Below are 23551 nucleotides of genomic sequence, written 5' to 3' on the forward strand. Positions count from 1 at the left end.
CAATGGTGCCGATGTTGCAGTGCGGTTTACTGCGCTCAAACTTTTCCTTAGCCATGATGGCCTCCTTAATGTTGAGGTGGGAAGCGGGCAGCCCGCTTCCCAAATTTTGTTATGCGTATTTCGCTTGGATCTCGTCGGAGATGTTCTGCGGAACTGGATCGTAGTGGTCGAACTGCATGGTAAACTGCGCGCGGCCCGAAGACATGGAGCGCAGGTTGTTGATGTAGCCGAACATGTTGGCCAGAGGCACAAATGCATCGATCGCTACAGCGTTACCACGTGGTTCCTGACCGGACACCTGACCACGACGGGAGGTGAGGTCGCCAATGATGCCACCGGTGTATTCTTCCGGTGTGATCACTTCCACTTTCATGATTGGCTCAAGCAGTTTCGCGCCGGCCAGTTTCATGCCTTCACGCATTGCCATACGAGCGGCGATTTCAAAGGCCAGAACGCTGGAGTCCACGTCGTGGAACTTACCGTCGATCAGAGCAACTTTGAAGTCGATCACAGGGAAGCCTGCCAGCGGACCGGAGTCCATAACAGATTGGATACCCTTTTCAACACCCGGGATGTATTCCTTCGGAACAGCACCACCAACGATGCGGCTTTCGAAGGAGTAGCCTTCACCAGCTTCAGTCGGCATGATTTCCATTTTGACTTCAGCGTACTGACCGGAACCACCAGACTGTTTCTTGTGGGTGTAGGTGTGCTCGATGCCTTTGGAGATGGTCTCACGGTAGGCCACCTGTGGCGCACCGATGTTGGCCTCAACCTTGAACTCACGCTTCAGACGATCCACGAGGATGTCCAGGTGAAGTTCGCCCATGCCCTTCATGATGGTCTGACCGGATTCCAGGTCAGTTTCCACGCGGAAGGATGGGTCTTCGGCTGCCAGACGCTGCAGACCCTGAGACATTTTCTCTTGGTCAGCTTTGGTCTTAGGCTCAACAGCAATCTCGATCACCGGATCCGGGAAGGTCATGGTTTCCAGAACAACCGGATCGTTGGTGGCGCAGAGCGTGTCACCAGTGGTTGTGTCTTTCAGACCTGCCAGCGCGATGATGTCACCCGCAAACGCTTCGGTGATTTCCTCACGGTTGTTGGAGTGCATCATCATCATACGACCGATGCGCTCTTTACGACCTTTGGTGGAGTTCAAGAGCGTGTCGCCCTTGTTCAGCACACCGGAGTAGATCCGGGTAAAGGTCAGGGAGCCAACAAACGGGTCGTTCATGATTTTGAACGCCAGGCCGGAGAACGCCATGTCGTCGTCTGCACGACGGGCAATGTTACGCTCTTCGGTTTCATCACCTGGTGCAAAGCCCATGTAATCAACAACGTCCAGTGGGGACGGCAGGTAGTCGATCACAGCGTTGAGCAGAGGCTGAACGCCTTTGTTCTTAAACGCGGAACCGCCGAGAACCGGAACGAAGGACAGAGACAGGGTACCTTTGCGCAGCAGTTTGCGCAGGGTTGGCACGTCAGGCTCTTCGCCTTCCAGGTAGGCTTCCATGGCGTCGTCGTCTTGCTCGACGGCGTTCTCGATCATTTTACCGCGCCATTCGTCGGCCAGATCTTTGAGTTCGTCACGGATAGGTGCTTTCACCCAGCTTGCGCCGAGGTCTTCACCCTGCCACAGCCACTCTTCCATGGTGACCAGGTCAACCAGGCCTTCCAGCTCGGTTTCTGCACCGATTGGGAATGCCACTGGAACAGCGGTTGCACCGGTACGGTCTTCAATCATGCGTACGCAGTTGAAGAAGTCCGCGCCGATTTTGTCCATCTTGTTGACGAACACCATGCGTGGAACCTTGTAGCGGTCAGCCTGACGCCACACGGTTTCGGTCTGTGGTTCAACACCAGCGTTGGCGTCCAGAACACAAACGGCACCATCGAGAACCGCCAGGGAGCGCTCAACTTCAATGGTGAAGTCAACGTGGCCTGGAGTGTCGATGATGTTCAGACGGTGCTTAGGCGTGTCTGCGGTTTGGCCATCTTCGGTGCGCTCCCAGAAGGTGGTCGTCGCAGCGGAAGTGATGGTGATACCACGTTCCTGTTCCTGCTCCATCCAGTCCATGGTGGCTGCACCGTCGTGCACCTCACCGATGTTGTGGGATTTGCCGGTGTAGTACAGGATGCGCTCGGAGCAGGTGGTTTTACCTGCATCGATGTGCGCCATGATACCGAAGTTGCGGTAATGTTCGAGCGTATATTCGCGTGCCATTGGTCTAATGTCCTCTGGGCTTTACCAACGATAATGGCTGAAGGCTTTGTTAGCTTCTGCCATCTTGTGAGTGTCTTCGCGCTTCTTAACGGCGGTACCGCGGGAGTTCACGGCATCCAGAAGTTCGCCTGCAAGGCGTTCTTCCATGGTGTTTTCGTTGCGGCCACGCGCAGCACCAATCAGCCAGCGGATGGCCAGGGCTTCGCGGCGCTCAGGGCGCACTTCGACCGGAACCTGATAGGTGGCACCACCCACACGGCGGGAGCGAACCTCAACCGATGGCTTGATGTTGTCGAGTGCTTCGTGGAACACTTCAACAGGGGCGCGCTTCACCTTGTTTTCAACGCGGTCCAGCGCGTTGTAAACGATCTTTTCGGCAACAGATTTCTTGCCGTCGATCATCAGGTTGTTCATGAATTTGCTCAGGACCTTATCGCCAAATTTGGCGTCAGGCAGAATCTCGCGTTTCTCAGCGGCGTGACGACGTGACATATCAGCCTCTCCTTCTTACTTAGGACGCTTCGCGCCGTACTTGGAACGACGTTGCTTACGGTCTTTGACGCCTTGGGTATCCAGAACACCACGCAGGATGTGGTAACGAACACCCGGAAGGTCTTTTACACGACCGCCGCGGATCAGAACCACGGAGTGTTCCTGAAGGTTGTGGGATTCACCTGGGATGTAGGAGATCACTTCGTAACCGTTGGTCAGGCGCACCTTCGCAACTTTACGCATAGCGGAGTTAGGTTTCTTCGGCGTGGTGGTGTACACACGGGTACATACGCCACGCTTCTGAGGGCACTGCTCCAGGTGCTGCGACTTGGAGCGCTTGATTTTAGGCTGACGCGGTTTGCGGATCAGCTGCTGAATCGTTGGCATAGGGTCTCTTTCCTATTGCTTCCATTTATACGCCGGGCCGAGGCCCAACGCGGTTATCTGTTTTTTCGCAACTTGTGCGGACACAAGCGCAAAAACCGCAATCGTTTCCATTCCGAGGCAAACGACGCGGTGGGGTCTCAGAGGTTGCGGTCTTCAAAGTAGACCGGAACTTGACCACTACAGGTGTGAAACGGCTCAGGGTACACTTCTCCCATTGCCGGATGTTCGCGCGTATATGAGGAGTCGCAGCCCTTGTCAACAGCTGCCCCTGTTGCGCTGGTCCGCGTCCCCTGCCAATGTGCGCCCAACCATAAGAGAGGCAAAAACATGATCGACAGCAGGGACATGCAGATGATTGGTCTGTGCCGGTTCTCCTATCCAGCTTTGGGCGGATTTCAAGTGGAACATGAGACCATCGAGGACCGTATTGCCTTCCTTTATGCCGAAGACCGGCTGGAGGAGCGGTTTCAGTTGATGGAAACGGTGGCCCTGCCCTGTCTGCGCGAGCAGACCGACCAAAATTTCGAGATGATCATCGTGATTGGCGACACTTTGCCCAAGCACCATGTGGACCGTCTACACGACATCACAGCCGACATTCCGCAGATCTCAATTGTGGCCCATGAACCAAAGCCACATCGCCCGCTGATGAAAGAACTGATCAACGGCGCGCGCAAGGATCCCAAGGCGCCTTGCCTGCAGTTCCGCCATGATGATGATGATGCCATTTCGGTGGATTTCTTCGAAAAGTTCCGCGCGGCGGTGAACGCTGTGCCCGGCCTGCTGGAGAACCGCTCTGTCGCCTTTGACTGGAACCGTGGTCTGATTGCCGAGATGAGTGGCGACGGCATTGCCGCCACCGATACCGTGCGCAATCTCTATGTGGCTTCACTGGGCATGTATGTGCGTGGGGGCTGTCCGCTCACAATCATGAACTTCCGCCACGGCATCATGAACCAGTTCATGCCCACTGTGTCTTTCACCGATACACCGATGTGGGTGCGCACCCACAATGGCTACAACGACAGCCGACAGAAGAAGGTCAAACCAGTGCCGGTAGAGCCTTTAACTCCGGAGCAGGAAGCGGAGTTCAAAGCCCGCTTTGCGATCGACGTGGATCAGGTGCGTGCCACGTTTTCCTGAGACAGTTTGCGCCCGCGCAACAAGGTGAACACCCCTGCCCCCACAACAATCGCCGCCCCGGTGAGCGTGATGGGGTCTGGCCAGTCGCCAAACACCACAAAGCCCAGGATCAGCGCCCAGAGCAGCCCGCTGTAGCGGAAGGGCGCGATGAAGCTGACCTCACCCACGCGCATCACCAGGACCGAAAACAGATAGCCGCCCAAGATGAAAAGCGCGGCCCCGCTGAGCAGCATCCATTGGCGGACATCCAAGGTGACCCACTCGCCGCCCAGGCTGGCCGCTCCGGCAAACACCATGACGCCAAGCGAGGCCACCAGTGTCACCGTCAAAGACGGCACATTGGCGGACATTTTGCGTGTCGACAGATCGCGCAAAGTCACAAAGGCCACCGCCACCATGGCGTAGATCGCATATTGGTCAAAGCCATATGGCCCCGGCCGCACAATCAGCAACATGCCGCAGAAACCCGCGGCAATCGCAGAGGCCCGCCGCCAGCCAACAGCCTCACCAAAAAACAATGCGCCACCAAGGGTCACGGTCAAAGGCAAGATTTGCAGGATCGCCGTCACATTGGCCAAGGGCATGTGGTAGAGCGCCGTGATAAAGAAATAGGCCGCGCCGATTTCGGCAACGGTGCGCACAATCACCAGCGCCCAATCCTGACGTGACAGGCCCCAGCGCAGCTTGCCTAAAGACTTGGCCAATCCCCAGATCAAGACTGAGGCCAGTACTCCACGCATAAACAACATCTGAAACAGTGGCACATCTGTGCCCAGAGACTTCACCAACGTGTCGTTGAACGTAAACGCCGCCATAGAGAGCATCATCAGGAGTGCGCCCTTGGTGTTGTCTGACATCGCCGCCATGTGCCGCCCTTTCCCGTATGCAACCGAGCGACCCTAGGACCACCTCTGTGCTTTGCCAAGACCCCGGTTTCTCATTCCCCAAATATCCTCGCCGAAAGCAAAAGGGCCCCCGGCGTATTGCCGGGGGCCCTTTCAAAAAGCGTTAGGTCGATGGTTTAGTCGAACTCGCGGCTTTCCGGTGTTTCCACCAGACCGCTGTCAAACACATCATCCGCAGTCACATCTTCAACCGGGGCTGCCAAACGTGCGGCGGCTTCCGCCTCCTCACGACGCGCTTCCACAACCACGTTGTCCCGCTCAGACGCGATACGACGTACTTTCTGTGTCGCACCACCGGTACCGGCTGGGATCAGGCGGCCCACGATAACGTTCTCTTTGAGGCCAACCAGCTTGTCTTTCTTACCCTGCACGGAGGCTTCGGTAAGAACGCGGGTGGTCTCCTGGAACGAAGCCGCGGAGATGAAGGACCGGGTCTGAAGCGACGCTTTGGTGATACCAAGCAGGATCGGCTCACCCTGAGCAGGACGGCGGCCTTCGGCCAGCGCCTTCTCGTTGGCGGCGTCAAACTCAGCCTTCTCGACGTGTTCGCCTTTGAGCAGGGTGGTTTCACCAGAGTCCTGGATTTCCCACTTCTGCAACATCTGGCGGACGATCACTTCGATGTGCTTATCGTTGATCTTCACACCTTGCAGTCGATACACGTCCTGCACTTCGTCGATCATGTAATCCGCCAGCGCTTCAACACCCATGATGGAGAGGATGTCGTGCGGTGCCGGGTTACCGTCCATGATGTAGTCACCCTTCTGCACGAAGTCGCCTTCCTGCACTGGGATGTGTTTGCCCTTTGGCACCATGTATTCCACGGTCTCCAGGCTCTCATCAGACGGTTCGATCGCGATGCGGCGCTTGTTCTTGTAGTCGCGGCCAAAGCGCACGTAACCATCGATTTCTGCGATGATCGCGTGATCTTTTGGACGACGCGCTTCGAACAGTTCGGCCACACGTGGCAGACCACCGGTAATGTCTTTGGTTTTTGCACCTTCACGCGGGATACGCGCGATAACGTCACCAGCTTTCACGTCCTGCTGATCTTCAACAGACAGGATCGCGTCCACAGACATTGGGTAGTGAACCGGGTTGCCCGCATCGTTGCGCACAGGCTCGCCATCGGCATCCACCAGGATCACTTCTGGCTTCAGCTCGTTGCCTTTTGGTGCCGCACGCCAGTCAGACACGATCTTCTGTGTCATGCCGGTTGCGTCATCGGTCTCGTCACGCAGGGAGATACCCACGGTCAGATCAACAAACTTCGCCTTACCGTCTTTCTCCGCCAGGATTGGCAAGGTGTACGGATCCCATTCAAACAGCTTGTCGCCAAAGCTGACCGCCTGGCCGTCTTTGACAAACAGCTTGGAACCGTACCCAACCTTGTGGCTGGCACGCTCGTCGCCGTCTTCGCCCTGAATGATCAGCTTCATGTTGCGGCCCATCACCAGGATCTCGCCGTTGGCGTTCTCCAGAGTGTTGGCGTTTTCAAAGACAATCTTGCCTTCCTGGCTTGCTTCCAGGAACGACTGTTGACCACCCTGCGCAACACCACCGATGTGGAAGGTCCGCATCGTCAGCTGTGTACCAGGTTCACCAATCGACTGCGCCGCGATGATACCAACCGCTTCACCGGTGTTCACCAGCGTACCGCGTGCAAGGTCACGACCGTAGCACATGGCACAGACGCCTTCCTCAGCCTCACAGGTCAACGGGCTGCGGATACGGGCATTGGCCACACCAGCTTCGTCAATCGAGTCCGCCATGCGTTCGTCGATCAGCTGACCATGTGCAACCAGCACCTCATCCGTGCCTGGCTTCATGATATCCTCAGCCGCAACACGGCCCAGGATACGCTCTGCCAGAGAGGCCACAACCTCACCGTCGTTCACAGCGGCTTCGGCATTGATGGCATTGTCAGTGCCACAGTCGTGCATACGCACGATGCAGTCCTGCGCCACGTCAACCAGACGACGTGTCAGGTAACCGGAGTTCGCTGTTTTCAGCGCGGTATCAGACAGACCCTTACGGGCACCGTGGGTGGAGTTGAAGTACTCCAGAACGGTCAGACCCTCTTTAAAGTTCGAGATAATCGGGGTCTCGATGATGTCGCCGTTTGGCTTGGCCATCAGGCCGCGCATACCGCCCAGCTGTTTCATCTGTGTGACCGAGCCACGCGCACCGGAGTGGGCCATCATGTAGACCGAGTTTGGCTCCGCTTCGGCGCCGTTCTCGTCAGTCTGCGCCGCGGAGATGGTGCCCATCATCGCGTCGGTGACTTTGTCGTTACACTTGGACCAGGCATCCACAACTTTGTTGTACTTTTCGCCCTGAGTGATCAGGCCGTCCATGTATTGCTGTTCAAAGTCTTTCACCTGATCGCGGGTGTCGTCGACGATGGTCCACTTGTTGTCCGGGATCACCATGTCGTCTTTACCAAACGAGATGCCGGCCTTGAACGCTTCGCGGAAGCCCATGGTCATGATCTGGTCACAGAAGATCACGGACTCTTTCTGACCACAGTAGCGGTAGACGGTGTCAATCACGTTCTGAACGTCTTTCTTCCGCAGCAGCTTGTTCACCAAGGCAAATGGCGCCTTGTTGTTCTGCGGCAGAAGCGCGCCGAGGCGCACACGACCAGGGGTGGTTTCCACACGTTCCACAACTTCCAGACCGTTCTCGTCGATCTGTGGGATACGGGCGTGGATCTTGGCGTGCAGGTGCACTTCGCCAGCGTCCAGCGCGTACTGAACTTCCTCGATGGAGGAGAAGACCATGCCTTCACCTTTCATGCCTTCACGCATGATGGAAGTGTAGTACAGGCCCAAGATCATATCCTGCGACGGAACGATGATTGGTGCACCGTTGGCCGGGGACAGAACGTTGTTGGTGGACATCATCAGAACACGCGCTTCCAGCTGGGCCTCAAGGCTCAGAGGAACGTGAACCGCCATCTGGTCGCCGTCGAAGTCGGCGTTAAACGCAGAACAGACAAGCGGGTGCAGCTGGATCGCCTTACCTTCGATCAGAACCGGCTCAAACGCCTGAATGCCCAAACGGTGCAGCGTAGGCGCACGGTTCAGCATGACAGGGTGTTCGCGGATCACCTCATCGAGGATATCCCAAACTTCGGGACGCTCTTTTTCCACCAGTTTCTTGGCCTGCTTCACAGTAGAGGACAGACCTTTGGCTTCCAGACGCGAGTAGATGAACGGCTTGAACAGCTCGAGCGCCATCTTCTTGGGAAGACCACACTGATGCAGTTTCAGTTCCGGACCGGTCACAATCACCGAACGGCCAGAGAAGTCGACGCGCTTACCCAAAAGGTTCTGACGGAAACGACCCTGCTTACCTTTCAGCATGTCAGACAGCGATTTCAGCGGACGCTTGTTGGCGCCGGTGATCACGCGGCCGCGACGGCCGTTGTCAAACAGCGCATCCACAGATTCCTGCAGCATCCGCTTTTCGTTGCGCACGATAATGTCAGGCGCACGCAGTTCGATCAGACGCTTCAGACGGTTGTTCCGGTTGATCACCCGACGGTAGAGGTCGTTGAGGTCGGACGTCGCAAAGCGGCCACCATCCAGCGGCACCAGCGGGCGCAGCTCTGGTGGGATCACTGGGATCACAGTCAGGATCATCCACTCCGGACGGTTGCCAGACTCAATGAAGCTCTCAACCACTTTCAGACGCTTAATGATCTTCTTTGGCTTCAGTTCACCGGTTGCTTCGGCCAGATCGGCGCGCAGCTGCTCGGCTTCAGATTCCAGATCGATCATGGACAGCATTTCACGGATCGCTTCAGCACCGATGTTGGCGGTGAAGGCGTCCATGCCGTATGCGTCCTGCGCATCCATGTACTCTTCTTCGGTCATCATCTGGCCGTAGGTCAGGTCGGTCAGACCCGGCTCGATAACAACGTAGTTTTCAAAGTACAGCACACGTTCCAGATCACGCAGAGTCATGTCCAGCATCAGGCCGATGCGGGATGGCAGCGATTTCAGGAACCAGATGTGTGCCACTGGCGCGGCCAGCTCGATGTGGCCCATGCGCTCACGGCGCACTTTCTGAAGGGTAACTTCAACACCACATTTTTCGCAGACAACGCCGCGATACTTCATGCGCTTATATTTGCCGCAGAGACATTCGTAGTCTTTGATTGGGCCAAAGATACGCGCACAGAACAGACCGTCACGCTCTGGTTTGAACGTACGGTAGTTGATGGTTTCCGGCTTTTTGATCTCACCGTAGGACCACGACAGGATCCGCTCCGGCGAGGCCAGCGAGACTTTGATCTCGTCAAACGCCTTTTGTGGCGCGAGCGGGTTAAACGGGTTGTTCGTCAGTTCCTGGTTCATTTTGATACCTCAAATTTGGTTGGGAGGAGAGTGGATGGGATGAGGGCTAACGCCCTCACTCACCTTCCTCCGTATCCAGGAGTTCCATATTCAGGCCGAGGCCACGGACTTCTTTCACCAGAACGTTGAACGATTCTGGGACGCCCGCTTCAAAGTTGTCCTCGCCCTTGACGATGCTTTCATAGACCTTGGTCCGGCCTGCCACGTCATCCGACTTCACAGTCAGCATTTCCTGCAGGGTGTAGGCGGCGCCGTAAGCTTCCAGAGCCCAGACTTCCATCTCACCAAAGCGCTGACCACCGAACTGTGCCTTACCACCCAGCGGCTGCTGTGTGACCAGGGAGTACGGACCAGTGGAACGCGCGTGGATTTTGTCATCCACCAGGTGGTGCAGTTTCAGCAGGTACTTGATGCCCACGGTCACAGGGCGGGCAAACTGCTCACCTGTGCGGCCATCAAACAGCTGCGACTGACCAGATTCAGAGAAGCCAGCCCGCACCAGCGCATTGTTCACGTCGCTTTCTTTCGCGCCGTCAAACACTGGGGTCGCGATTGGCACACCGTTAGTGACGTTGCCTGCGGCTTCCAGAAGTTGACCTTCGTTCATGCCGGTGATGCCTTCTTCGTAGACATCGTCGCCATAAGCCAAACGCATCGCTTCACGCACAGGGGTCAGATCGCCGGAGCGACGGTATTCCTGCAACGCTTCGTCCACGTTCACACCCAGACCGCGTGCGGCCCAACCCATGTGGGTTTCCAGGATCTGACCAACGTTCATACGCGAAGGCACCCCCAGTGGGTTCAGACAGAAGTCAACCGGCGTACCGTCTGCGAGGAACGGCATGTCTTCCATAGGCACAACCTTGGAAATAACACCTTTGTTCCCGTGACGACCGGCCATCTTATCGCCCGGCTGAAGCTTACGCTTCACGGCGATGAAGACTTTGACCATCTTCATCACACCAGGGGGCAGGTCGTCGCCACGACGGACTTTCTCGACCTTGTCCTCAAAGCGGTGCTCAAGCGCACGTTTCTGGATCTCGTACTGCTCGTTCAGAGCCTCAACGATCTGGGCGTCTTTCTCATCTTCCAGAGCCAGCTGCCACCACTGACCACGGCTCAGGGAGTTCAGCAGTTCCTCGGAGATTTCCGAGTTTGCTTTCACGCCTTTTGGACCTTTTACAGCCACTTTGCCGAGGATCATGTCTTTCAGACGGGCGTAGATGTTGCGGTCCAGGATCGCCAGTTCGTCGTCACGGTCACGTGCCAGACGTTCGATCTCTTCGCGCTCGATCTGCAACGCACGTTCGTCTTTTTCCACACCGTGGCGGTTAAAGACGCGTACTTCCACAACCGTACCGAAGTCACCTGGCTTCACGCGCAGCGAGGTGTCGCGCACGTCGGAGGCTTTCTCACCAAAGATGGCGCGCAGAAGCTTTTCTTCCGGCGTCATTGGGCTTTCGCCCTTTGGTGTGATCTTACCCACCAGAATGTCGCCTGGCTCCACGTCCGCACCGATGTACACGATACCGGCCTCGTCGAGGTTGCGCAGCGCTTCTTCACCGACGTTTGGAATGTCGCGGGTGATTTCTTCTGGACCCAGCTTGGTGTCACGTGCGGCAACTTCGAATTCTTCGATGTGCACCGAAGTAAATACGTCGTCACGCGCGATGCGCTCGGAGATCAGAATGGAGTCTTCGTAGTTGTAACCGTTCCAAGGCATAAACGCGACAACCACGTTTTTACCCAGAGCCAGTTCACCGATATCGGTGGATGGACCGTCAGCAATCACTTCGCCCTTGGCAACGGTGTCACCCACCTTCACCAGCGGACGCTGGTTGATGCAGGTGTTCTGGTTGGAACGCTGGAACTTGCGCAGACGGTAGATGTCCACACCCGCGTCGCCCAGCTCCAGATCGGAGGTGGCGCGGATCACGATACGCTGTGCATCCACCTGGTCGATGATACCTGCGCGCTTCGCCTGAATGGCCGCGCCGGAGTCGATCGCCACTTTTTCCTCGATACCAGTACCCACCAGTGGTGCTTCCGCACGCAGCAGTGGCACCGCCTGACGTTGCATGTTCGAGCCCATCAGAGCGCGGTTCGCATCGTCGTTTTCAAGGAATGGGATCAGAGAGGCCGCAACAGACACCAGCTGTTTCGGGCTCACGTCGATCAGGTCCACGTTTTCAGAGGCGGCCAGCGTGTATTCGCCGGACTGACGGGTGTTCACGAACTCATTGGTGAACTTGCCGTTTTCGTCCAGAGACGCGTTGGCCTGCGCCACGGTGTGACGCTGCTCTTCGGTTGCGGACATGTAGTTCACCTCATCGGTGACCACGCCGTTCTCAACCTTACGATAAGGTGTTTCGATGAAGCCGTATTTGTTCACGCGGGCAAAAGTCGCCAGCGAGTTGATCAGACCAATGTTTGGACCTTCCGGCGTTTCAATCGGACACATACGACCGTAGTGGGTCGCGTGCACGTCGCGCACCTCAAAACCTGCACGCTCACGGGTCAGACCGCCTGGGCCCAACGCGGAGAGACGACGCTTGTGCGTCACTTCAGACAGCGGGTTGGTTTGGTCCATGAACTGCGACAGCTGCGAGGAGCCGAAGAATTCACGCACCGCCGCTGCGGCTGGCTTCGCGTTGATCAAATCCTGCGGCATGACCGTGTCGATCTCTACAGAGCTCATACGCTCTTTGATCGCACGTTCCATACGCAGCAGACCCACGCGGTACTGGTTCTCCATCAGTTCACCAACGGAGCGCACACGACGGTTGCCGAGGTGGTCGATGTCGTCCACGTCGCCTTTGCCGTCACGCAGTTCCACCAGCGCCTTGATGCAGGAGATGATGTCTTCTTTGCGCAGGGTCCGCTGGGTGTCTTCCGCATCCAGAGCCAGACGCATGTTCATCTTCACGCGGCCCACCGCGGAGAGGTCATAACGCTCGCTGTCAAAGAACAGGGTGTCAAACAGTGCAGACGCCGCTTCAACGGTGGGTGGCTCACCCGGACGCATCACACGGTAGATGTCCATAAGCGCGGTTTCGCGGCTCATGTTCTTGTCCACCGCCATGGTGTTGCGCATGTATGGACCAACGTTGACGTTGTCGATGTCCAGAACAGGGATATCGGTGAAGCCTGCGTCGATCAGGTCTTTCACGGTACCGCCGATCAGGTCACCGTCTTTGTCGTATTCCAGAGTCAGCTCGTCGCCGGCTTCCACGTAGATCGCACCGGTTTCCTCGTTGATGAGGTCCTCGGCCACGAATTTGCCAACGATGTGCTCAAACGGCACCAGCAGATCGGTAATCTTGCCTTCGTCGATGATCTTCTTAACCGCGCGCGGGGTGACCTTTTTGCCAGCTTCGGCAATGACTTCGCCGGTAGCAGCGTCGATCAGATCCTGCGTTGGACGGGTGCCGCGTACGCGCTCTGGGAAGAACTTGGTGACCCAACCTTTGCTCTTATCCAGCTTGAAGTTCACGGTGTCGTAATAGGCATTCATGATGCCTTCCTGGTCCAGGCCCAGCGCATACAGCAGGGTGGTCACAGGCAGCTTACGACGACGGTCGATGCGGGCGTAAACGATGTCTTTGGCGTCAAACTCGAAGTCCAGCCAGGAGCCGCGGTATGGGATGATGCGGCAGGCGAACAGCAGTTTGCCCGAAGAGTGGGTTTTGCCTTTGTCGTGGTCAAAGAACACACCAGGGGAACGGTGCATCTGAGACACGATCACGCGCTCGGTGCCGTTCACCACAAAGGTGCCGTTCTGGGTCATCAGAGGCATGTCGCCCATGAAGACGTCTTGTTCTTTGATGTCCTTAACCGACTTGGCGCCGGTGTCTTCGTCCACATCAAACACGATCAGACGCAGGGTCACCTTCAGCGGTGCGCTGTAGGTCATGTCACGCTGCTGACATTCCTCAACGTCATACTTCGGCTTTTCCAGCTCGTAGTTGACGAATTCCAGAACGGAAGTTTCGTTGAAGTCCTTGATCGGGAATACCGACTGGAACACACCTTTGATGCCTTCGCCGTCTGTCGGCTGCAGCTGATCACCGGATTTCAGGAACAGATCATAAGAAGATTTCTGAACCTCAATCAGGTTCGGCATCTCCAGAACTTCACGGATTTTACCGTAGTATTTACGTAGACGTTTCTGGCCAAGGAAGCTTTGAGCCATGGTCAATGTCACCTTTCGATTCATCATCAACAACATACCGTCGGGCCCCGGCACGTCGCGTCAGTGACGGCGTGGATCAGATCCATTCTCGCCCCCGTCCCACCGGGGTCACTCGATCAAAATCCTGCCTTGGAAAACCTCTTGCTGCGTGCATCGCAGAACCCAAGAGGCTTACCAAGCCGGGGTTTTCACCTGTATTTCAAGGCTTTGTCTTGTTTGTGTCGTCTTTTGAAAGTGTGGGGAGAGTGCCCCAGATCAGCGCCGCCTTATCCAATAAATCCGCAAAGGACAAAAGCGGCCCCGAATCGCTCGAAACCGCAAGAGATTACCGAATATTGAATCAAGCGTGCCTTTGCAACCCCTTGGGGCTTGACATTCGCCAAATCAGCCAGGGCCCCGTTCTGGGACCATCGCCTTGGTCGGGCGCAGTTGCATTTGCACCGCCGAGGAATTTTCACAATACTCCAGGACAAAACAACGAACAACAAGAGACTGACTCTTACTATGACCATAATTATTGCTGGCGGTGGTATCGCCGGACTGACCATGGGCCTCACCCTGCATGAGATTGGCGTTCCTTTTCACATCCTTGAAAGCGTAACAGACCCAAAGCCTCTGGGCGTGGGCATCAACCTTCAGCCGCCCTGTGTGCGGGAGCTGTTTGCCTTAGGCCTGGAGGACATGCTGGACCAGGTCGGCGTGAAGACCCGCGATTACGGGTTTTACACCAAGACCGGCGTGGAGATCTGGACCGAACCACGCGGGCGCCATGCGGGATACAACTGGCCACAATATTCAGTCCACCGCGGCGAGTTGCAGATGGGCCTGTTGAAAGCCCTGCTGGACCGCTGTGGCGATGATTGCATCACCTTTGGCTGCCGCGTGACCCAATACACGAACACCGACAAAGGTGTGGCGGTCATCTATCAGGAAGGCGAAACCATCAAATCCATGGCGGGCAAAATGCTGGTCGCGGCAGACGGGGTGCACTCCGCCATCCGCGCGCAGATGTATCCGGACGAAGGCGCGCCTGTCTGGGGTGGTGCCATAATGTGGCGCGGCACCACCACCGCGCCAGCTTTCCTGAGCGGCACGTCGATGATCCTCGCAGGCCACGACACCCAGCGGTTTGTGACCTACCCGATTTCCGCCCCTGATCCCGAAACCGGCGCGACGCTGATCAACTGGATTGCCGAGGCCAAGGTGGACCCCAACGACCATATCGAGAAGAGCGACTGGAACCGCAAAGTGGACGCCTCCCGCTTTGCCGAGGACTTCGCCACGTGGAACTTTGGCTGGATCGACATTCCCGGACTGATCGCCAACGCCAACGAGGTGTTTGAATACCCAATGGTGGACCGCGAACCGGTGGACAGCTGGACCGACGGCGCGGTCACGCTGATTGGCGACGCAGCCCATGCCACCTACCCCGTGGGCTCCAGCGGCGCGAGCCAGGCGATCATCGACGCCCGCCTGCTTGGCGCAGCCATCAAGGCGCAAGGCACCGGACATGCCGCCGCCAAGACCTATGAGGATCAGGTGCGGCCCATGGCCAACGCTGTGACCCTGGCCAACCGCGGCAACGGCGGACCGGACGCGATCATGCAAATGGCCGAAGACCGCTGCGCAGGTGACTTCGCCTGGCTTGATGATGTGCTGCCAATGCAGGAACGCCAAGAGCACGCCGAGAGCTTCAAGAAGCTGGCCCGCATTCGGGTGGAAGACACCAACACACAAGCGCCGATCATCGCCTAAAACACAGCGGACGTCCTTGCAGGGACGCCCCACCGCCAAACCTCTATCCCCCCCCCTAGACCCGCACCCCCTTTTTCGGGCAGGCTGACCCCAGTTCGTGTTGTCCGTCATATGTGGGAGCCTGCCTTTTGTTTTTGACCTTTTCCCTCCGCGCCATGGGCCTCGCCGCCCTGATCTGCTCGGGCCTCGCAGCGCCAACTTGGGCGTCCAAGGCGTCCCAAGACATTCCCAAATGGCTGCAAAAACACGTCGGCACAGGAACAGGCCAAATTGCGCCCATCGTGCTCGACCGCGCCCGCGCGCTTTATCTCGAGAAGCGCCGCAGCGGCACGGTCAAGAACCCCTGTTACTTCGCAATGGACGCCACCCGTCCCAGCACAGCCGATGACGGCAGCGCTCTACCCCGCTTCTATGTGATCTGCGAGAACGCAAAGACGTTTAAGGCGGTTTCCTCAGGCTACGGAAACGGCCGCAAACTGGCCAAAGCCAACTTTGCCAATGGCCGCCAATGCGCCCGCAATTTCAGCAACGCCGAGGGCTCCAAGCTCACCGCCGGTGGCGCCTATGTCACCGCCGAATCCCGCACATCCTTCAAGGGCTATTACCAAGGCAGCGCGGGCACCAAACCGTTCCTCCGCACCTTCCTGTTGTTTGACGGCGAAGGCGAAACCAGCAACGCCCGCGAGCGCGCCATCGGCGGGCACCGCGCCATGTTCCTGCGCTGGCAATGCCGGATGGAACGGCCCCAAAGCACCCACGCCGACGCGGACGGCTTTGTGCCCTTTGGCAAACTGGTAGACTACACCTCAGGGCGCAGCAACGGCTGCACCACCTGGTCCAAACCCGCCACGGACCAAATTCTGAAGATCGCCGATGGCAAGCCAACAACACTCTACATCTACCCGTCCTCAAAAGACATCAACGCCGTGGCCAAAGCGATCCAACGCGGGACATCCCCGCAACAATCCGGCCTCTACTGGCATGCCGCTTGCCTCAAAACCATCGGCATACCGAAGTTCTGGCCCAAGAAAACCCTGCAGCCCATCATCAACGAATGGCGCGCCTCACTGCCGAAACAGCCACCGCTGGAGCTGCCGCTTTGTAAGTAATGATAGTCCTAGAAAGTGGTGCCAATACTCATTTGCGAGCGCTACAAACCGTCCCTCCCCCGCACACCGTAAAAGGCAACCGCACAAAGTGTGTACTGAGCAGCCAACATCTACTATCACTTTCAGGAAGGAAGAGATTGTAGCGAGTAGACACCCTCCTGTGGCTACCTGGGCGAAGCCGAAAAATGGACAAGAGGTTTCAAAATTGAGGAATACCCCACCGAAGGCACTGGCGGTAACACGCTGTGCCATTGCGTCTCTTTTCCTGGTACTTCCTTCCCAGACCTTAAGCCAGAGCAACTTACCTGGATCGTGCAACACCTTCGAAAATATGGAACAGCAAACCAACTGGTGGCTGCAGGAATATGGTTCATTGTTGACAACAGGATCGCTTTTTCTTGACGCTTCTCAGGGTGAAGACCTTCGAATTGGGCAACTCTTTTTTTGATGCTTGAGGAACTAAATCGAACTGACGTTTCGGACCTACAAAAACATCTTGCGATCACGGTGGAGTTATACACTCTTTTGAACGCAAAGAACCCTACGGATAGCGAAACAATTTTTGGTCTTCTAAGCAGATCAGCAAGATCAGAACTCGCGAGCCAAAGTACGGATTTCAAGAAACTTCAAGTCTGCGCGTTCGAGTGTCCGAGTGGTCCAGAAGGAGGCCTATCAGATGCGTTCAGGGCCTGTATCGTTGATTAGTTGTGGATAGCGGCCAGTCACGAAAGCAAGAAAAAGCCAACTTTAGGCCGAAAAAGACAATATCCCACCACACAGAAAACGCCCTCCCCAAACAAAAACAGGCGCCCCCGAAGGGACGCCTGCAATAACTCGGTGAAAAACCGAATTACTTAACTTCGACCTCAGCGCCAGCTGCTTCCAGCTTGCCTTTGATCTCTTCCGCTTCGTCCTTGGAAACGCCTTCTTTGACAGCTTTGCCGCCGGCTTCAACCAGCTCTTTAGCTTCTTTCAGGCCCAGACCGGTGATGCCGCGGACTTCTTTGATGACGTTGATTTTGGACGCGCCTGCAGCTTTCAGGATTACGTCAAATTCAGTCTTTTCTTCTTCAGCTGCACCGCCGGCGTCGCCGCCTGCTGCCATTACAACTGCGCCGCCAGCGGCTGGCTCGATGCCATACTCGTCTTTGAGGATGGTTTTCAGTTCTTGTGCTTCCAGCAGGGTCAGACCCACGATGCTTTCTGCGAGTGCTTTCAGATCAGCCATTTTAGACTCTTTCCGTTCTTAGGTATGTGTTCCAACGTTGGGCATTCACCCTACGCGGCTCAAAAAGTTGCTTACGCAGCCTCTGCCTTTTCCTCGATGGTAGACAGGATGGATGCGATGTTCGAAGCAGGTGCGCCAATGGCACCGGCGATGTTGGAAGCAGGTGCGCCGAGCATGCTTGCGATCTGAGCGATAAGCTCGTCGCGCGAAGGCATTTTCGACACTGCTGTAACACCAGCACGGTCCAGAGCGTTCTCGCCCATTGCACCACCAAGGATCTCAAATTTCTTGTGATCTTTGGCGAAGTCCTCGGCCACTTTGGCAGCTGCCACAGGGTCCTCGGAATAGGTCAGAACGGTCATACCCGACAGAAGGCCACCGATGCTTTCGCATGGTTTGCCGTCCAGGGCGATCTTGGCGAGCCTGTTCTTGGCGACACGAACAGCACCACCCGCTGCACGGGCACGTGCGCGAAGGTCCTGCATGTCAGCAACCGTGAGACCCGCGTAGTGGGCAACCACTACAACGCCAGAGCTTTCAAAGATCTGGCCGAGCTCTTCGACCAACTTCTCTTTTTGTGCTCTATCCACAGTTTTACTCCAAATATGGGACTTACGCCCCGGCTCAGTTTTGCGCACCACAGATGCGGCACGCGTTTAGGTCCATACTTTGGGTTGGGAACCAAGATCGCCAGACGGCCCCATGGGGCCTTCTAAGAATTCTTGTCTCTTACCCCATCTCAGAAAGGAATTATTCAGATCGAAATCCGAACCCTTCGTCTTGGACAGGCCACCCCAAGATAGAATCGACAAGCGACTCCGTTTCGGAATGGGCAGGGGCCGTTTACCGCCCACACAGCCACTTTGCAAGCACAGAAATCTGCAGCCAGCAAAGATGGCGGTTCCCTTCCCCACACCGGACGCTAGAGTGTGGCCGAATTCCTCCGGGGCAGGCGTTACAAAGGCTTTGACATGACATCTGACTGTACTCTTTCCAACGATCACCTCAGCCTGTCTGTCGCGGAGCTTGGTGCCGAAATGCAATATCTGCGCACGCACGCCGGTGTGGATCTGCTGTGGCACGGTGATCCGGCCTTTTGGTCCGGCCGCGCGCCTGTGCTCTTCCCCATCGTGGGGCGCGCTGTAGACGACAGGATTGCCGTGGGCGCACACAGGGCCGACATGGCGCAACATGGCTTCGCGCGGCGACGCACCTTTACGTTGGAAGAGCACAGCCCAACGCAGTGCCGCCACGTCTTGTGCGCGGCCCCTGAAACGCGGGCGCTGTACCCTTTCGATTTCGCGCTGCACCTCACCCACGCCTTGGCGGACGCAACCCTGACCGTGACCGCTCGGGTGGAGAACCACTCCGACACCGCAATGCCCTTTGGCTTTGGCTTCCACCCGGCCTTCAACTGGCCCCTGCCCGGTGCGGAGACCCAACGGCATGTCGTCCAGTTGGAGACAGCCAACAATCCCGCCCGGCAGCCGCTGCACCCAGACGGGCTGCTGGAGCCGACGCGGGTGGAAGGCCCGTTTACCAATGGGGTGCTGGAGATTGAGGAAGGCCTGTTCAAAGACGGCGCGTTGGTGTTCCCAAATGGCACCGAGGCACTGCGCTACGGCCCAGAGAACGGCCCGGGGTTGGCTTTCACCTTCCACAACCTGCCTGATCTCGCGCTGTGGAAACCGGTCGACGCGCCATTCCTATGTGTCGAGCCATGGCACGGCACCGCGTCTCTGGTTGGGGATGGGCCACAGATTTCTCAACGCCCCAACAGCCTGTCACTGCCCGCCGGTGAGGCGGTGGAATTTGGCTTCAGCGTCACCGTAGAAACCTAGGCAACGCCTTCGGCACGCCAACACTCTACCAAACAAATAACGCCACCAAGTTGGTGGCGTTGTTCTTATCCGTAGATTGCTTTCGCTTCCCGGAACGACAGCAATCGTCGCGTCTTTTCATCCCAAAGATGCAGACGCGCACAGGCCAGGCTTTCCCGCACACTCATCTGGTTGTTCTCGGCCAACTCTCCATAGTCCTTGAGCACTTCCGGCAAGCGGTAGAACGGGATGCGGCTGTAGAGGTGGTGCACATGGTGGATGCCTATGTTGGCGCTGAACCATTGCAGCACGGCGGGCAAACGGTAGTAAGAGCTGCCTTTCAAAGCGGCCTCATGCAGGTCCCACGCTTCGTGCTGGTCGTACTGTGTGTTCTCAAACTGGTGCTGCACGTAAAACAGCCAGACACCTGCCGTCGCGGCGATCAAGGTGGTTGGCAGGAAGATAAGCAGCAGCGGCGCAAGACCGCCAAAATAATAGATGCCCGCAAGCACTGCGATCAGCACCAGATTGGTTGCCATGGCGCTGAGCCAGTATTTGCGGCTGTCCATCAACCCCAACGGCACCCGGTTCTGGACAAAAAACAGATAAAACGGCCCCAGACCAAACATGGTCAGCGGATGGCGCACCATGCGGTACTGCAATCGACGCAAAGGATGGGCCGACCGATATTCGGCCACGGTCATGGTGTAAACATCACCAATGCCACGCTTGTCGAGATTGCCCGCCGCGCTGTGGTGGATCGAATGGGTGCGCCGCCAGACGTCATAGGGGGTCAGGGTGACCACACCCAGTACGCGGCCGAGCCAGTCACTCACCTCACGACTTTTGAAAAAGGCGCCATGACCACAGTCATGCTGGATGGTGAACAGGCGCACCAGAAACAGCGCGTTCAACACAGAAATGCCCAGGGTCAGCCACAGGCTGACCGACATGCTCCACCACGCCAGAGCCCAAAGTGCCACAAAGGGCACCACAGTAACCAACAGTTCCAAGACGCTGCGCGCCTCGTTGGGCTCGCGGTACTGTGCGAGGACTTTAACCCATTCGCGCGCGGAACGCTCGACAGGCTGATCAGGTTGCGGAACGGAGTGGATTACCATGTGCCTGCCAATGATTTGTTCGTTGCGCCGTGGATAGACGAAAGCACGCGGCTGGCAATTGGTTTTTGATCACATTGCTGTCGTTGCGTCAGTTTTTCGCGCATTTCTGCATTCCACGGTCAAAATAGAATGCCGCCGGCGGAAAACCCGACCGGCGGCACCTGGTGCAGGGGTTTCGGCGCATCGCCCGCATGCCAACAAGCCTGCGCCCGAAGCCAGGGCATTAGAAGTCCTGCCACAGCTCCATATCCACCGCTGCATTTCCGTCGACAGCCATCGGGGCCGCTTTCTTCTTTGGTGCCGGTGCTGGCGCATCAACCTCAGCCTTTGGTGCCGGCGCTGGTGCCGGTACCGGTGGGGCAACCGGTGCAGGCGCCGCCACGGGCGCCTCGGCAACCGCCGACGCATCGGTCTTGAAGCTTGAGACCATCGCCATCAGTTCAGACGCATCCTTGGCAAGCATCTGCCCTGCCGCAGTGGACTCTTCTACCATCGCAGCGTTGGCTTGGGTCACCTGATCCAACTGCACAACACTGGCGTTGATTTCTGCCAAGCCTGCAGACTGATCCGTCGCGCTGCGGGCAATTTCAGACATCAGCGTGGAGATGTTGTTGACCCGTTCGGTGATGTTATTCAAAGCGTCACCCGCTTTGCCAACCAAATCCACGCCACTTTCGACCTGCTGCGCGCTGTCGCTGATCAGAGCCTTGATCTCGCTGGCCGCATCCGAAGACTTCAGCGCCAGGGCACGCACCTCGGAGGCCACCACCGCAAAGCCACGACCCGCGTCACCGGCACGCGCGGCTTCCACACCCGCGTTCAGCGCCAAGAGGTTGGTCTGGAAGGCGATATCGTCGATTACACCAATGATCTGGGAGATATGACGCGAGCCCTCTTCGATCTCGGTCATCGCTTTCACCGCATCGCGCACAACCTCGCCGCTGACTTCCGCCTCGGAGCGGGCCTCAGCTACAACGTTCTCCACATTGCGGGTGCCCTCGGCGGCCGACTGCACGTTGTTGGTCATCTCCTTCAACGCCGCCGCAGTTTCTTCCAGCGTTGCTGCCTGGTTCTCTGTCCGCTGCGACAGATCCAGCGACGACTGGCTGATCTCAGCGGCACCGCTCTTGATGCTGTCCGCCGACTCCACCACTTGTGACACGGTGGTGTTGAGTTGATGCACAGTCTTGTTGAAGTCCAGACGCAACGCATCGTGGTCTGCGCCAAACGGCTCGTCGATGGTTTGTGCAAAGTCGCCCTGAGACAACTGCCCCAAGCCGGCGCTCAGCTTCTCGACAACAACCTCTTGTTCCTGGGCCGCGATAGCCCGCTGCTGTTCGGCGTCTTTGGCTTTCTTCAGGTCGCCGCGCATTGCCACAAGGGTTTTGCCCAGATCCCCGATCTCGTCCCCGCGCTCTGCGGTGGCCACATCGGTTTCAAAGTCGCCCCCGGAGATTTGCTCCATGTCACCGCAGATTTCGCTCAACGGACGGGTAATGGTGCGGGCAAACATCCAGCCAAGGAAAGACAGGACCACCGTCAAGAGAACACTAACAGCAATCAGGATCTTCCCCTGCGCCCAAACGGGCCCCATGGTCTCACTGACGTCTTGCTCGGCGATGATGGCCCAGTTGGCGTAGTCTAGCTCAAGCGGTTTGACATAGGTCACCACCTGCTGACCGTTTACCCCTTCATCCACTTCAAACACGCTGTGCCCAGCAAGCGCTTCTTCGATGTGGTGTGTCATTGGCAGTTCGTCGAGCACTTGAAACCCGCTTTCAAAGCGCGACGTGGTCCGGGCAAGACCATCGTCGCCCACAATATAGATCTGAGTGGTCTCACCCAGCCCAAGGCTGCTGTTGGTGATTTCACCCATCATATTGACCGGGATCTGCAACGCGACAACACCCAGAAGCGCATTGTCTGCGCCGCGGACCGGCGCCGCAATGAAGGCCGCGGCTGCACCGTAACTGGGTGCATAAGGCCGCATGTCATCAAAATGCATGCTTCCGTCCGCACCTTTTACGGCAGATTTGAACACATCAGCCAGACCACTGTCCTTGTAGGCGCCAGACACAAGATTGGTGGCGTAGTCCAGCTCCTTGAAGACCGAATACACAATATCCCCGGACGGATTGATCAGGAAGGCGTCATAGTAACCCTTGGTTTCGATCAGGGTCCGCAGACCTGGATGGTACAGCGCATGATCCGTGTGATAGGCCGCATCCCCCTGCGCCCGATCCAACAGATGTTTAGAGCCAACTTCATTTGGGTTGCCATCGATATAGGCCAGCGTCAGTTCAGACTGCGCGTCCCCGCCCAACGCCCCCCACGACTCTTCAAAGTCGACCAAAGCATTGGCCGTGGCCGAAGACACCGCCAAAGACTCCAGATCCGCTTCAACACCTTTCAACATCTGACGCACCGCAAATCGTCGGTCTGCGATGGTTGAGAACATTTGGTTCTCAACGGCCGTAAAGGCATATTTCTGAAGCGCAAAAAGGCTGGCTGAGATCAGTCCAGCCGCGAGCAGGATGCTGAAACCGACAATAAAAATCGGCAGCTTCCTAGAAAGCGGGATTGAATTGAAGCGTGGCATTAGTGGTCCTATTGGCTGTCCTAACGTGCTCTCACGACTGCGCCAAAGGACTTAATAAAGGCCGAAGAATGCCGATAACCCACGGAGTTTGCGCCAAAACACACCCTGAAGGTGAGTCAGCTTTCACGCCAACGCACGCATAAATTTTTCAATGCAACGAATTAATTCAGTGCCCCGCGACCTGAGCCAAACATCAGGTCTGATTATTC

Annotated in this window: 14 protein-coding genes; 4 read left to right on the forward strand and 10 right to left on the reverse strand. The window is 57.1% G+C overall.

Annotated features, from left to right (window positions below; translation table 11 throughout):
- Nucleotides 1-109: 109 nt before the first annotated feature.
- From fusA to rpsL, 3 genes are read right to left on the reverse strand one after another with little or no spacing between them, the layout of a single operon-like run.
- Nucleotides 110-2227: an elongation factor G gene (fusA, locus tag MK208_RS13940; protein ID WP_294117537.1), complete on the reverse strand. Its 2118-nt coding sequence runs from the start codon at nt 2225-2227 to the stop codon at nt 110-112.
- 21 nt (nt 2228-2248) lie between these two features.
- A complete protein-coding gene (gene rpsG, locus MK208_RS13945) occupies nt 2249-2719 on the reverse strand; it encodes a 30S ribosomal protein S7 (RefSeq protein ID WP_132861092.1) in 471 nt (156 codons plus the stop codon).
- Nucleotides 2720-2734: 15 nt separating this feature from the next.
- Nucleotides 2735-3106, reverse strand: a complete 372-nt coding sequence (rpsL, locus tag MK208_RS13950) for a 30S ribosomal protein S12 (RefSeq protein ID WP_054000841.1) — start codon at nt 3104-3106, stop codon at nt 2735-2737.
- A 345-nt stretch (nt 3107-3451) separates the two neighbouring features.
- Here rpsL and MK208_RS13955 point away from each other — a divergent pair, with 345 nt between their 5' ends.
- Nucleotides 3452-4249 carry a putative rhamnosyl transferase gene (locus MK208_RS13955; RefSeq protein WP_294117869.1) on the forward strand — a complete coding sequence of 266 codons (798 nt, stop codon included), beginning with the start codon at nt 3452-3454 and terminating at the stop codon, nt 4247-4249.
- Here the strand turns inward: MK208_RS13955 and MK208_RS13960 are convergent.
- The 3 genes from MK208_RS13960 to rpoB form a co-directional block, all read right to left on the reverse strand.
- The gene (locus MK208_RS13960; RefSeq protein ID WP_294117870.1) at nt 4225-5106 is read right to left on the reverse strand and encodes a DMT family transporter; all 882 of its coding nucleotides are present in this window, start codon (nt 5104-5106) and stop codon (nt 4225-4227) included. The two genes, MK208_RS13955 and MK208_RS13960, sit on opposite strands and share 25 nt — an antisense overlap.
- Nucleotides 5107-5270: 164 nt before the next feature.
- Complete coding sequence (gene rpoC, locus MK208_RS13965) at nt 5271-9518, reverse strand: DNA-directed RNA polymerase subunit beta' (RefSeq protein WP_294117560.1); 4248 nt, start codon at nt 9516-9518, stop codon at nt 5271-5273.
- A 55-nt stretch (nt 9519-9573) separates the two neighbouring features.
- Nucleotides 9574-13710: a DNA-directed RNA polymerase subunit beta gene (gene rpoB / locus MK208_RS13970; protein ID WP_294117562.1), complete on the reverse strand. Its 4137-nt coding sequence runs from the start codon at nt 13708-13710 to the stop codon at nt 9574-9576.
- 504 nt (nt 13711-14214) lie between these two features.
- Between rpoB and MK208_RS13975 the strand changes: the two genes are divergently transcribed.
- Together MK208_RS13975 and MK208_RS13980 are read left to right on the forward strand one after the other, a co-directional pair.
- Nucleotides 14215-15465 (forward strand): flavin-dependent oxidoreductase, encoded by a 1251-nt coding sequence (locus MK208_RS13975; protein WP_294117564.1) that lies wholly within the window; start codon nt 14215-14217, stop codon nt 15463-15465.
- A 128-nt stretch (nt 15466-15593) separates the two neighbouring features.
- Complete coding sequence (locus MK208_RS13980) at nt 15594-16574, forward strand: murein L,D-transpeptidase catalytic domain family protein (RefSeq protein ID WP_294117565.1); 981 nt, start codon at nt 15594-15596, stop codon at nt 16572-16574.
- Between the two features lie 850 nt (nt 16575-17424).
- Here the strand turns inward: MK208_RS13980 and rplL are convergent.
- Nucleotides 17425-17802 (reverse strand): 50S ribosomal protein L7/L12, encoded by a 378-nt coding sequence (rplL, locus tag MK208_RS13985; RefSeq protein ID WP_093323523.1) that lies wholly within the window; start codon nt 17800-17802, stop codon nt 17425-17427.
- A gap of 71 nt (nt 17803-17873) precedes the next feature.
- On the reverse strand, nt 17874-18392 hold the full coding sequence (gene rplJ / locus MK208_RS13990) for a 50S ribosomal protein L10 (protein WP_294117576.1): 519 nt from the start codon (nt 18390-18392) through the stop codon (nt 17874-17876).
- Between the two features lie 339 nt (nt 18393-18731).
- On the opposite strand from rplJ, the gene MK208_RS13995 reads away from it, so the two are divergent.
- Nucleotides 18732-19643 carry an aldose 1-epimerase family protein gene (locus MK208_RS13995; RefSeq protein ID WP_366011077.1) on the forward strand — a complete coding sequence of 304 codons (912 nt, stop codon included), beginning with the start codon at nt 18732-18734 and terminating at the stop codon, nt 19641-19643.
- Between the two features lie 65 nt (nt 19644-19708).
- Here the strand turns inward: MK208_RS13995 and MK208_RS14000 are convergent, their stop codons facing one another.
- Both MK208_RS14000 and MK208_RS14005 read right to left on the reverse strand, forming a co-directional pair.
- Complete coding sequence (locus MK208_RS14000) at nt 19709-20743, reverse strand: fatty acid desaturase (protein ID WP_294117579.1); 1035 nt, start codon at nt 20741-20743, stop codon at nt 19709-19711.
- A 223-nt stretch (nt 20744-20966) separates the two neighbouring features.
- Entirely contained in the window at nt 20967-23342 is a 2376-nt protein-coding gene (locus tag MK208_RS14005; RefSeq protein ID WP_294117581.1) for a methyl-accepting chemotaxis protein, read from the reverse strand.
- Nucleotides 23343-23551 lie beyond the last annotated feature (209 nt).

The organism is Shimia sp. (assembly GCF_022448905.1).
Lineage (GTDB): Bacteria > Pseudomonadota > Alphaproteobacteria > Rhodobacterales > Rhodobacteraceae > Shimia.